The organism is Acidovorax facilis, assembly GCF_023913775.1.
GTDB classification, from domain to species: domain Bacteria; phylum Pseudomonadota; class Gammaproteobacteria; order Burkholderiales; family Burkholderiaceae_C; genus Acidovorax; species Acidovorax facilis.
The window spans coordinates 1-11414 of sequence record NZ_JAMXAX010000168.1; the positions used below are offsets into that span (position 1 = coordinate 1).

Consider the following 11414-nt stretch of genomic DNA (forward strand, 5'->3'; position numbering starts at 1 on the left):
CCTGGGTGGTGGTGCTGGTCAGCACCTGGCTGGCCACGGCCTGCAACGTGCCACTGTGGCAAGAGGTGGCCCAGTTGCCCGGCCAGGGCAGCCTGCGCGGCTGGGGGTTTGCGCTGGCATTTGCACTCATCGTCGCGGCGGGCAACGCTGCGCTGCTGAGCCTGCTGGCTTGGCGCTGGACGCTCAAGCCCGCCGTGCTGGTGCTGGTGCTGATGGCCGCGTTTGGCGCGTATTTCATGCTCGCCTACGGCATCGCCATCGACGCGAGCATGCTGGTCAACGTGATGCAGACCGACGTGAAGGAAGCAGGCGACCTGCTCAACCTGCGCATGCTGGGCACCGTGCTCATCCTGGCCGTGCCGCCCCTGTTGTGGCTGTACCGCCGCCCCGTGCAGCGCCTGACCGCGCTGCGCCATGTGGCGCACAACGGCCTGCTGCTGGCAGGCTCCATCGCCGTCATCGTGGTGTGCCTGCTGCTGGTGTTCCAGGACTTTGCATCGACCATGCGCAACCACACCAAGCTGCGCTACCTGATCAACCCGCTCAACAGCGTGTACGCGCTGGGCAACATTGCCACCAAGCCCCTGCGCATGGACACCAGCAAGCTGCTGCCCCTGGGGCGCGATGCACAGCTGGGCGCCAGCTATGCGGGCCAGGCCAAGCCCCCGCTGCTGGTGCTGGTGCTGGGCGAAACCGGCCGCAGCGGCAACTTCGGCATCAACGGCTATGAGCGCAACACCACACCGCTGCTCGCGGCCCGCACGGACCTCGTCAGCGCCCGCAACGCCTGGTCGTGCGGCACCAGCACCGCAGCATCGGTGCCCTGCATGTTCTCGCACCTGGGCCGCACGGGCTACGAAGCGCGCGCTGCCAACTTTGAAAGCCTCATCGACGTGCTGCACCACGCAGGCCTGGCCGTGCTGTGGGTAGACAACCAGTCTGGCTGCAAAGGCGTGTGCGACCGCATTGGCGAGACCCTCACCAGCGCGCCAAAAAGCCCGACGCCAGACCCCGCCCTGTGCCCCGGCGGCGAATGCCTGGACCGTGTGATGCTGCAAGACCTGGACACCCGCATCGCCGCCCTGCCCGCCGAACAGCGCCAGCGCGGCACCGTGGTCGTGCTGCACCAGATGGGCAGCCACGGCCCCGCGTACTACAAACGCTCGGTGCCCAACAACAAGAAGTTTGGCCCCGAATGCACATCCACCTCCCTGCAGGAGTGTGAGCGCCAGCAGGTCGTCAACGCGTATGACAACAGCGTCGTGGAGACGGACTTTTTCCTCGATTCAGTGCTCAAATGGCTCACAGCGCAGGATAGCAAATCGCAAACAGCTATGATTTATGTAGCAGACCATGGCGAATCACTGGGCGAGAACAACCTTTACCTGCACGGCCTGCCCTACTCCATTGCGCCCGACGTGCAAAAGCATGTGCCGTGGATCACTTGGCTCTCGCCCGCCATGCAGGCGCGCACCCAGGTCGCCACCGGCTGCCTGCAGCACGAGCTGGCCGAGCGGCGCATCACCCACGACAACTACTTTCACTCGGTGCTGGGGTTGATGGATGTGAAGACCGGGGCGTACAGCGCGGGGCTGGACATGTTTGCAGGTTGCCGACAGGCGGCGGGGGCGGCCAGAGCGGCGGGCTGACGCGGAGTCGGGCCTGCCCGGGCGCATGCCCCAACCGCAGCAATGAACTTCTGCGCGCCTCACGCAGCCCCTGGCAGCAGCAGAATCTTGCCGACGTTGACGCCAGATTCCATGCGACTGTGGGCCAGCGCGGCATCTGCCAACGGGTAGGTGCTGTCAATCACCGGCCGGATCGCACCGGCCGCCAGCGCAGGCAGCCACCGCTCGGCAAAGCGCTGCACCATGGCCTGCTTGACCTCGGGCGGGCGCGACTTCATCACCGTGCCAAAGATCCGCAGATGGCGGTACAGCACGGCGTCCATCGGCAACGTGGCGCCTTGCGCGCCACCCAGCAAGCCCACGGCCACCATGCGCCCGCCCACGGCCAACGACCGCACGTTGCGCTCCAGGTAGGGCGCACCAATGAAGTCGACCACCACGTCCACACCTTTGCTGTCCGTTGCCTGCGCCACCACGGCCGCAAAGTCCTCGCTGCGGTAATCAATGAACACATCCGCGCCAAAGCCCAGCACTGCATCGCGCTTGTCACCGCTTGCTGTGCAAAACACCCGTGCGCCCGCCGCTTTCGCCAGTTGCACCGCCGCCGAGCCCACGCCGCCTGCGGCTGCGTGGATCAGCACCGACTCGCCCGCCTGCAGGTTGGCCAGGTGGAACAGCGCCTCGTGTGCAGTCACAAACACCTCCGCCACCGCACCCGCAGCCACCAGGCCCAGGCCCTCCGGCACATGCATGGCCATGCGGTGGTCGATGCGCGACAGCTCGGCGTAGGCCCCGCCGCCCACAATGCCCATCACACGGTCGCCCACGGCAAAGCCGCGCACCAACGGGCCCACTGCAACCACGGCGCCCGCAATCTCCAGCCCCATGGTGTCCGCATCGCCAAAGTAGGCGCGGCCGTAAGCCCCTTTGCGGTGCAACAGATCAGCGCGGTTCACGCCGATGGAGGCGTTGCGCACCAACAGGTCGTGCGGGCGCACCTCGGGGGTCGGGACCTCCCGGGCCACCAGCACCTCAGGCCCACCGAAGTCGTCGAACACGATGGCCTGCATGGTGGGTGGTACGGCGGTCTGCACAGTGGCGGGATGTTGTTCACTCAAAGCGGTGGGCATGGATTGCAGTCCTCAAAAATGTCATTCAGGCCTGCAAGGTTACAGCGCCAACACACCATTCAAACGCAGCAATTTCGCTCTGTAGTGATGCAAAATTGCATCACTCCCACCCGATAAACACCACCATGAACTGGGACGACACCCGCATCTTTCTAGCGCTGACAAGAGCCCCCTCCTTGCGCGCCGCAGCGCGCAGCCTGGGCATCGACCAGGCCACCGTGGGGCGGCGGCTGAATGCACTGGAGGCCGAGTTGGGCGCCAAGTTGTTCCTGCGTGCCAAAGATGGATACCTGCTCACGCCGGCAGGCGAAACGGCCCTGGCAGCCGCCCGCCGCATGGAAAGCGCAGCCCTCGACCTGCGCACCAAAATCGAAGGCCAGGACGAAAACCCCGGCGGCATCGTGCGCGTCACCAGTACCGACTCCATCGCCATCGACCTGCTGCTGCCCGCCGTCGAGCGCCTGCAGCGGCACTGGCCCCACATCCGCGTGGACCTGGAGGTCTCCACCCAGTTGCTCAGCCTCAGCCGCAGGCAGGTGGACATAGCGTTTCGCAACGTCCGCCCGGAGACGCCCGACCTGGTCGTGCGCCGCGTGGTGTCATGGCCGGTGGGCCTGTTTGCCAGCGCGGGCTATATCGAGCACTTTGGCGAACCCGTGCCCGACGACGAGCTGCGGGGCCACCACCTGGTGGCCTATGGCCCCTACCTGGAGCACAGCCCGTTTCTGACCATGGCCGGTGTGCCCGCCCGCCAAGCCCGCATCGCCATGGCCGTGCGCTCCAGCCTGCTGGTGCGCAAGGCGGTGGCAGCGGGCATTGGCCTGGGTGAAATGCCGGTGTGGATGGGCGAGCGCGAAGGCCTGGTCCGCATCTGGCCCCAACGCCGCCGCGCCACCGATTACGAGGTCTGGCAAGTCATGCACCCCGACCTGCAGCGCACCGCACGCGTCCGCGCCACGGCAGAGTTTCTGTCGGAGGCATTTGGCGACGAATAGCGGAAAAAGGCGCCTTGCGGCCGAATGAATGCTGCCTGCCTTCGGGCCCACAGCGCATGAGCAAACAAGCAAGCAACCACCCCAACAAGCAGCAGCGGGCACACGCTGCTGCGCCATACTCCAACGCCAGCCCCCTCTGCCCTCTTCACCACGCCATGCCGCACACCATCCACCACCATGAACAAGACGCCAAAGGCGCCTTCTACGTAGAAAACGGCGGCCAGCGCCTTGCCGAAATGACCTACAGCCGCACCAACGCCACGATGATCATCGTGGACCACACCGAAGTGGCCCCGTCCCTCAGCGGGCAAGGTGTCGGGCGCGAGTTGCTGGGCGCGCTGGTGCAGTGGGCGCGAGCTACGGGCACCAAGGTGGTCCCGCTGTGCCCGTTTGCCAAGGCACAGTTTGACAAGGACGCTTCTATCCGGGATGTGCTGGTTTAAGCCGCCTGCAGAAGGCACGCAACTGCCGCGCAAACGCGATCCTAGGCTGGGCGGATGATGCTATTGATTGAATAGCTGGTAGCGCTTTATGGATAAGCGCTGGAGCCCAATTTGGCTTGATTTTTCTGCACGCGCTGGTGTTGAAGAACAGCGCGTGATCGTGCAGCGTTTGCTCCGAGTGCCTGCTCAGGGCCCTGAGCAGACGGTGGGCACCATTTCCCTAAACAGTCATCTATTCACAATCCGGCTTGCTCACAGTTCGAGCGATGCTGTTGGGGATCCTATACCGCAGGTTTCTCGGTCCAATTTACGTTAGGGGGCGATCAAGGCCTCCGCGCTCTATAACAGTATTCACCTGGGACTAATGCCACTCTCGAAGCCAATGACCAGCCCGCTAACTCGCGCGGCGGTCCTCACCGCATTCACCTTTGTCTCGCTAGGCGCCTTCCTTGACCTTGTTCAAGGGGGCCGCTTCGTTTTTTTCTACGGTGCTCAGTACACGCAAGCGGCGTTGGTGGCTTTTCTCTTCCTCCTCCCTGCCTGCGCCGGTCTGTTGCTCACCCAACCGCGTTTCACTGCCCATATGCAATGGCGCTATCCAACTCGTTGGGTGCGCTGGCTGTTCATCAACCCTCTCATCACTGTCATCACTGCAGGAGCCATAGTCGTTGCGCCTCGTGGCTGGCTCGCGGCAGGCACTTGGGCCTTCGGCACACCGCAAGCTCCTCTCGTCGCTAAGGTCATTTCGGTGGAACCGTTCAGAGCTCGCAAGGGGTGCGACCAGCATGCCACCCTCAGCCTCCTATCGGTTCAAGCAACTATCTGCCTCGCCGATCACTACGTCGGCGCCCCGCTCAGGACGGATCAGGAAGTTTTCGTTTCCGGGAAGGCCTCTTTTACTGGGTTTTTTATTGGCAACTTTGCAGCCAAATGAGTATCTTCCAGCGGCCGCCTAACGCATCCACCAAGAGGACCAGTCGCGCTTACATGGTGCGTTGAGTGTCCGCTCTTACTTGCCGCCACCGGCTGCTCCAGGCCGAGAACCGCCCACCGACCACACCTCTAGCACCGCCTGAATATGCTATTCATTCAGTAGCTTCCAGCGCTTTACAGACGAGCGCTAGAGACCACCAATTTGACTTATTTTTTGACTGCGGTGCTTTGGTCGCTGCGCCTTGCCGACCGTGCCCGCCTAGACCGTCGGCACCGTTCCCCCATCAATCACATGCTCCGAGCCCGATATCGCTCCCGCACGCGGTGACACCAAAAAAGTGATCAGGTCTGCCACCTCTTGCGGTCTGGCGGGGCGGCCCATCGGGATGCCGCCCAGCGACTGCATGATGATCTGCTTGCCGCCTTCGTAGTCCGTGCCCGTCTGGGTGGCCACGCGCTCGGCCAGGGCGACGGCGGCTTCGGTTTCGACCCAGCCGGGCGAGACGCTCAGAACGCGAACGCCTTGTGGCGTGACCTCTTTCGACAAGGCCTTGCTGTAGGTGGACAGGGCCGCCTTGGCAGCGGCGTAGGCGGTGGTGGACTCGGGCAGCGGCAGCACGCGCTGGATGGAGCTGACGTGGACGATGACGCCAGCGCCCTGGGCCAGCATGGCGGGCAACAGAGCGCGGTCCAGGCGCACGGCGGGCATCAGGTTCTGGTTCAGTTCGTTGAACCACTGCGCATCGTCCAGCGCCGCAAAACCCCCGCCTGGCGCGCTGGAACCGCCCACCACGTTAACCAGAATGTCCACGCCGCCCCAGTGCGTGAGCACCGCCTGCGCAACCTCTGCAGCGCCCTCTGCGGTGGAGACGTCGGCAGGCACATACAGCACGCCGCCAATCGGGTGCGCAGGGGCCGAACGCGCGGTAGCCATCACCTGCACACCGGCGTCCACCAAAGCCTGCACCACTGCAGCGCCCACGCCTTTGGTGCCGCCCGTGACGAGTGCGCGTTGGCCGCGCAGTTGAAGGTCGAAACTCATACCGTGATCTCCAGCAACGCAATCAGGCCACGCTCAAGGCGAAAGCGGTAGCGCAGATCGACCGGGCTACCAGGGAAGTTGCCCTCAACGCGGCTGGTGACGACCTAGTGGCCGTCGCTCTGCTGCAGCGCAAAGGGTTCGGTGGTGTACGTGTACTTTGTCGATGCCGCGGCCTTCCAGGCCTTGATGGCGTCGATGCCCGAATGGGTGCGGCCCTCGTCCTTGACGACGGCCTGTGCCGTGAAGCACCGGGCAATGGCCTCAGCGTCCTGTTGTTGGTCGGCCGCAAAGTAGGCGGCAATGGGGTCAGGGAGGCGCAAAGGGGTCATGGTGACGATCTCCTTGGTTTAGGGATGACCTGCTCAACTCCCTGCGGTCTGTGATAGCGCGGTCTCGGGCGGTCCACTGCGTTGCTTTTCTTGCCAATAGCGTGGCTATTGGCTGCAAAAAGACGCCTTGTGCCCCATCCCGATCCGCACTACCACCGCCTCGCGAGGGTTATGCAGGTCATCCCTGGTCGTTGGGTTGGTGGAGTCGTCAGGATGCGCCTGCAGCACCAATTAGTGAATGGCCTAGAATTTGAATAGGCTATGTAGAAAACAATACAGAATGCGCGGATCGGATTTTGCGGAACTGAAGGCCTTTGCCGCCGTGGTCGAGCGCGCAAGCTTTGCGCGCGCGGCGGATCACCTGGGGCTGTCGCCGTCGGGGCTGAGCCAGACGATTCGCCAGCTGGAAGCCCGCTTGGGCGCGCGATTGCTGAACCGCACCACGCGCAGCGTGGCGCCCACGGCCACCGGGGCGCAGCTGTATGCGCGCATGGCCCCGCTATTTCGGGACATGGCCGACGCAGTGGCCGAAGCCAGTGCGGCGGCCGGCCAGATGGGGGGCACGCTGCGCATCAACACACTGGGCATGGCCGCCACACAGGTCATCGCGCCACGGCTTGGGCGGTTTCACCAGGCCCACCCGGATGTGGTGCTGGACATCGTGGTGGACGACGGGCTGAGCAACATCGTTGCGGGCCGCTTTGATGCGGGCATCCGCGTGGGCGGGCTGCTGGAAAAAGACATGATCGCCGTGCGCCTGACACCGGACGTGAAGATGATTGCCGTGGCCTCGCCCGACTACCTGGCGCAGCGCGGCACGCCCAAGGCGCCCGCCGACCTGCACGGCCACGCGTGCATCAACTGGCGGCTTCAGATGGATGGCCGGACCTACCGCTGGGAGTTCGAGAAAAAAGGAAAACGGGTGGAGATTGCGGCAGAAGGACCGCTGGTGACCAACCACTCGGACATGGGCGTGGCTGCGGCCGTGCAGGGCCTGGGCATTGCCTATGCATTTGACCGTGAGCGGGTGGACAACCACATCGACCAGGGGCGGCTGGTGCCGGTGCTTGCCGACTGGTCGGTGGCAAAGCCCGGCCTGTTCCTGTACTACTCCAATCGGCGCCATCCATCACCGGCATTGACGGCTTTCATCGACTGCCTGCTGGACCGTGATCTGCCAGAACCCAAGCCTGGCTTGCAAAGCCCGTCAGTGAATGCGGCTGTGCAGAGGACTCCACGTCGGTGATGGGGTCTTGGGTAGCCGATATCAGCCATTCAAGCCAGAAGCGTCGCCCTCACCGTCCTTCCATCCACCCCTTCACCTCGCCCATCAGATGCCCCCGGAACACCTCCGCAATCGGTGACAGCTGCTTGCCCTTGGGCCAGACCAGGTGCCATTGCGACTGGATGGGGAAGCCCTGCACGTTGAGCACGGCCAGGCCCTCGTGGTGGGGGCCGAGGCTGTGGCGGGAAACGATGGAGACGCCCAGCTGGCCTTCCACCGATTCCTTGATGGCCTCGTTGCTGCCCAGCTCCAGTACGGCGCTGGGAACAAAGCCCAGCTGGCGCAGGTGCGCGTCGGTGGCCATACGGGTACCGGAGCCTTTTTCGCGCAGGATGAAGCGCTCGGCCTGCAATTGCGTGAGCTTGACGCGCATTTTTGCGGCGAGTGGGTGGCCTGCGGCGGCGATGACGACGAGCGGGTTGGGCATGAGGATGTGGTCTTCCAGCGGTAAATCGGCCGGCGGCATGGACATGACGTAGAGGTCGTCCAGGTTGCTGCGCAGCCGGTTGATGACATGGTCGCGGTTGAGCACCTCCAGCGAGATGTCGATCTGCGGGTGCAGCTTGCAGAAGCTGCCCAGCAGACGCGGCACAAAGTATTTGGCGGTGCTGACCACGGCGACCTTGAGGCGTCCGCTGGTGAGGCCCTTGGCGCCAGACACCCGCTGCTCAAACGCATCCCACTCGCCCGCAATGGGGCGCGCGGTGCGGGCCAGGGCATGCCCCGCTTCGGTGAGGTGCACGCGGCGCGAGATGACTTCGTACAGCGGCAGGCCCACAGCCTGGGTCACCTCGCGCAGCTGCATGGACGCGGTGGGCTGGGTGACGTGCATGACCCGGGCGGCGGCGCTGACGCTGCCGGTTTCGGCCAGCGCAAGAAAAAGGCGCAGCTGGCGAAAGGTGATGTTCATAGAGTTTTATCTATAAATAGCCGCATTCGAATCGATTTTACTTTGCACCCTGCACTGCATAACATTGCCGCCCAAGGAGTTGAATGATGCAAAGCTTGCTGGACCCTGCGATCCTGTTTTTTGCCCTGGGTGTGTTTGCGGGCCTGGTGCGGTCCAACCTGGAGATGCCTGCGGCGATCTCGAAGTTCTTGTCGATCTACCTGCTGATGGCACTGGGCCTCAAGGGCGGGTTTGCGCTGGCGGCGTCGGGCTTTACGTCCAACGTGGCCACCAGCCTGGGGCTGGCGGTGCTGCTGGCCATCGTGGTGCCGCTGGTGGGCTACGCGCTCTTGCGGCGGGTGCTGTCGGGCTTCAATGCGGCGGCGGTGGCAGCCACCTATGGATCGGTAAGCGCGGTGACGTTTGTGACGGCCACGCAGTACCTGGAGTCGCAACACATCTCCTACGGCGGCCACATGGCGGCGGCGATGGCGCTGATGGAGTCGCCCGCCATCATCCTCGCAGTGCTGCTGGCCAATGCGCTGCGGCAAAAGCAGCAGGCGGTAGCCATGGCCACCGCCGCCGCGCCCGTGGTGGCGGTGACAGGCGGGGGCGCAGCCACGCTGGGCGGTCATGGCCCGGGCAACGTCAGTGGGAAGGGCGGCCCCCACCTGTCGGTGGGCAAGATCCTGCACGAGTCGTTCACCGATGGCACGCAGTTGCTGCTGCTGGGCGCGATGCTGATTGGCCTGCTGACGGGCGATGCGGGCAAGGCGGCCATGCAGCCGTTTTCGGGTGATCTGTTCAAGGGCATGTTGTGCCTGTTCCTTCTGGACATGGGCCTATCGACCGCACGCAACCTGCCTGCGGTGCGCCAGCAGTCGCCCTGGCTGCTGGCCTATGCGGTGCTGGGCCCCATCACCCACGCCGCGCTGGCGCTGGGCCTGGCCTGGCTGGTGGCGGTGCCTGCAGGCGATGCGGTGCTGCTGATGGTGCTGGCGGCCAGTGCGTCCTACATCGCCGTGCCAGCGGTGGTGCGCTATGCCATCCCCGAGGCCGACCCGTCGCTGTATGTGAGCCTGTCGCTGGGGCTGACGTTTCCGCTCAACATCGTGCTGGGCATTCCGCTGTACACGCAGGTGGTGCAAAGCCTGTGGGCCGTGTGAGGGGGCGATGCATACAGCCCCCACGTGGCCCCTGGCGTGCGCTTGTAGAGTCTGGCTCAATAGCTATCATTTAAATAGCTATTGAGGCATACTGGACGGGCGGAAACGGCCATTTTTATTCAAACTTTCAACCCACTGCGCCACACAGCTGGTCAGAACAGGCTGCTTTGCCCCTGCAGCATCCCGGGGCGGAACTGGCCCAGGTCCAGCTCCACGCGTTCGCGGTTCAGGCCCAGCTTGCGGCAGGTGGTGGCAAAACGCTGGCGCACCAGGTCGGCCCACAGGCCGGTGCCTTTCATGCGGGTGGCGAAGTCGCTGTTGTAGGTTTTGCCCGCGCGGCGCTCGGCGTCGCTCAGGTGGTGCAGGTCTTGCACACGGGCCATCACGCGCGCGGCGCGCTGGGGGTAGTGCACCTGCAGCCATTCGCGGAAGAGCGTATCCAGCTCCCACGGCAGGCGCAGCACGGTGTAGAAGGCGCTGCGCGCGCCCGCGTCGCGCGCAGCCTCCAGCACCTGTTCCATGTCTTCGGTGATGAAGGGGATCTGTGGCGCCACGCTCACGCCCACGGGCACACCCGCCTCGGCCAGCGCGCGGATGGTGCGCAGGCGCCGGTGGGGCGCGGCGGCACGGGGTTCCATGCGGCGGGCCAGTGTGGCATCGAGCGTGGTGATGGTGACGTACACCGCCGCCAGGCGTTGCGCTGCGAGCGGAGCCAGCAAATCCAGGTCACGCTCCACACCGCTGGATTTGGTGATGAGCGAAAACGGGTGGCGCGCGTCGCGCATCACTTCGATGAGGCTGCGGGTGAGCTTCAAGTCCCGCTCCACAGGTTGATAGCAGTCGGTGGCCGAGCCTATATTGATCAAACGGGGCACGTAGCGCGACGCGCACAGCTCGCTACGCAGCACTTCGGCAATGTTGTGTTTGGCCACGATCTGCGTTTCAAAGTCGAGCCCCGGTGAGAAGTTAAGGTAGCTGTGGGTAGGCCGCGCGTAGCAGTAAATGCATCCGTGTTCGCAGCCCCGGTAGGGGTTCACCGAGAGTTCAAAAAAGATGTCTGGCGAGTCGTTGGCGCAGATGGCGCTGCGCGCGGTTTCGAGATGCACGCGGGTGGCGGCGGGGGCGGCGGGTGTACCGTCGTCCGCATCGTTACCCCCCGGCAGTTGGCCCCAGCCGTCGTCGGCCGCCTCGCGCACATCCCGCGCAAACCGGTGTGCCATGGCCGTGGCCGCGCCCCGGCCACGGATGGCCTGCAGCGGGATGCGGACCTCTTCAGGCGGCGCGGGGATGTCGGACTTGTCCGTGAAGGTGCGAGACATAACTGTATAAATATAAGGGGTATCTATTTAGCTCCAGTGACGTGAGAATAGCTGGATGGAAACCCAGATGCTAACGCCAACTCCTGGACAGGACTACCCCCGCACCTGGAACGAATTTCTTGGCTGGTTTGCCACCGAAGAGGCCTGCCAGGCGTTCCTGGAGAAGCTTCGCTGGCCCCAAGGCTTCGTCTGCCCGCGTTGCGGCAACGCTGGTGATGTGTACCGCGCCAGCCGCACCCGCCTGATGTGCCGCTC

The 11414-nt window shown here is 64.5% G+C and carries 12 protein-coding genes; 7 read left to right on the forward strand and 5 right to left on the reverse strand.

The window, feature by feature from the left end:
* A partial coding sequence (locus tag NFX52_RS27230) for a phosphoethanolamine transferase (protein ID WP_252635905.1) occupies window positions 1-1649 on the forward strand: 1649 nt, incomplete at its 5' end.
* Window positions 1650-1708: 59 nt separating this feature from the next.
* Here NFX52_RS27230 and NFX52_RS27235 read toward each other — a convergent pair.
* Window positions 1709-2698 (reverse strand): NAD(P)H-quinone oxidoreductase, encoded by a 990-nt coding sequence (locus tag NFX52_RS27235; protein ID WP_202907117.1) that lies wholly within the window; start codon window positions 2696-2698, stop codon window positions 1709-1711.
* Window positions 2699-2883: 185 nt separating this feature from the next.
* Here NFX52_RS27235 and NFX52_RS27240 point away from each other — a divergent pair, with 185 nt between their 5' ends.
* The 3 genes from NFX52_RS27240 (at window position 2884) to NFX52_RS27250 (ending at window position 5130) form a co-directional block, all read left to right on the forward strand.
* On the forward strand, window positions 2884-3753 hold the full coding sequence (locus NFX52_RS27240; protein WP_055394284.1) for a LysR family transcriptional regulator: 870 nt from the start codon (window positions 2884-2886) through the stop codon (window positions 3751-3753).
* Window positions 3754-3809: 56 nt separating this feature from the next.
* A complete protein-coding gene (locus tag NFX52_RS27245; protein WP_238385479.1) occupies window positions 3810-4196 on the forward strand; it encodes a GNAT family N-acetyltransferase in 387 nt (128 codons plus the stop codon).
* A 382-nt stretch (window positions 4197-4578) separates the two neighbouring features.
* Complete coding sequence (locus NFX52_RS27250) at window positions 4579-5130, forward strand: hypothetical protein (protein ID WP_055394281.1); 552 nt, start codon at window positions 4579-4581, stop codon at window positions 5128-5130.
* Window positions 5131-5388: 258 nt separating this feature from the next.
* Here NFX52_RS27250 and NFX52_RS27255 read toward each other — a convergent pair whose 3' ends face one another.
* A complete protein-coding gene (locus NFX52_RS27255; RefSeq protein WP_055394279.1) occupies window positions 5389-6171 on the reverse strand; it encodes an SDR family oxidoreductase in 783 nt (260 codons plus the stop codon).
* 104 nt (window positions 6172-6275) lie between these two features.
* A complete protein-coding gene (locus NFX52_RS27260) occupies window positions 6276-6500 on the reverse strand; it encodes a nuclear transport factor 2 family protein (protein ID WP_353848502.1) in 225 nt (74 codons plus the stop codon).
* Window positions 6501-6780: 280 nt separating this feature from the next.
* On the opposite strand from NFX52_RS27260, the gene NFX52_RS27265 reads away from it, so the two are divergent.
* Window positions 6781-7746, forward strand: a complete 966-nt coding sequence (locus tag NFX52_RS27265; RefSeq protein WP_055394277.1) for a LysR family transcriptional regulator — start codon at window positions 6781-6783, stop codon at window positions 7744-7746.
* Between the two features lie 49 nt (window positions 7747-7795).
* Here the strand turns inward: NFX52_RS27265 and NFX52_RS27270 are convergent, their stop codons facing one another.
* Window positions 7796-8695: a LysR family transcriptional regulator gene (locus tag NFX52_RS27270; RefSeq protein WP_252635906.1), complete on the reverse strand. Its 900-nt coding sequence runs from the start codon at window positions 8693-8695 to the stop codon at window positions 7796-7798.
* Between the two features lie 86 nt (window positions 8696-8781).
* On the opposite strand from NFX52_RS27270, the gene NFX52_RS27275 reads away from it, so the two are divergent.
* Window positions 8782-9840, forward strand: coding sequence for a sodium-dependent bicarbonate transport family permease (locus tag NFX52_RS27275; RefSeq protein ID WP_207402134.1), 1059 nt, complete (start codon window positions 8782-8784; stop codon window positions 9838-9840).
* 152 nt (window positions 9841-9992) lie between these two features.
* On the opposite strand, the gene NFX52_RS27280 is transcribed toward NFX52_RS27275, so the two are convergent.
* Window positions 9993-11159 carry a PA0069 family radical SAM protein gene (locus tag NFX52_RS27280; protein WP_055394271.1) on the reverse strand — a complete coding sequence of 389 codons (1167 nt, stop codon included), beginning with the start codon at window positions 11157-11159 and terminating at the stop codon, window positions 9993-9995.
* Window positions 11160-11214: 55 nt separating this feature from the next.
* Here NFX52_RS27280 and NFX52_RS27285 point away from each other — a divergent pair.
* The coding region (locus tag NFX52_RS27285) for a transposase (protein WP_252635907.1) at window positions 11215-11414 on the forward strand (200 nt) is incomplete at its 3' end.

Coding starts and splice junctions, on each gene's coding strand:
- NFX52_RS27275 (WP_207402134.1), top strand. CDS start 8,782: ATGCAAAGCTTGCTGGACCCTGCGATCCTGTTTTTTGCCCTGGGTGTG.
- NFX52_RS27240 (WP_055394284.1), top strand. CDS start 2,884: ATGAACTGGGACGACACCCGCATCTTTCTAGCGCTGACAAGAGCCCCC.
- NFX52_RS27250 (WP_055394281.1), top strand. CDS start 4,579: ATGACCAGCCCGCTAACTCGCGCGGCGGTCCTCACCGCATTCACCTTT.
- NFX52_RS27280 (WP_055394271.1), bottom strand. CDS start 11,159: ATGTCTCGCACCTTCACGGACAAGTCCGACATCCCCGCGCCGCCTGAA.
- NFX52_RS27235 (WP_202907117.1), bottom strand. CDS start 2,698: ATGCAGGCCATCGTGTTCGACGACTTCGGTGGGCCTGAGGTGCTGGTG.
- NFX52_RS27255 (WP_055394279.1), bottom strand. CDS start 6,171: ATGAGTTTCGACCTTCAACTGCGCGGCCAACGCGCACTCGTCACGGGC.
- NFX52_RS27245 (WP_238385479.1), top strand. CDS start 3,810: ATGAGCAAACAAGCAAGCAACCACCCCAACAAGCAGCAGCGGGCACAC.
- NFX52_RS27265 (WP_055394277.1), top strand. CDS start 6,781: ATGCGCGGATCGGATTTTGCGGAACTGAAGGCCTTTGCCGCCGTGGTC.
- NFX52_RS27270 (WP_252635906.1), bottom strand. CDS start 8,695: ATGAACATCACCTTTCGCCAGCTGCGCCTTTTTCTTGCGCTGGCCGAA.
- NFX52_RS27260 (WP_353848502.1), bottom strand. CDS start 6,500: ATGACCCCTTTGCGCCTCCCTGACCCCATTGCCGCCTACTTTGCGGCC.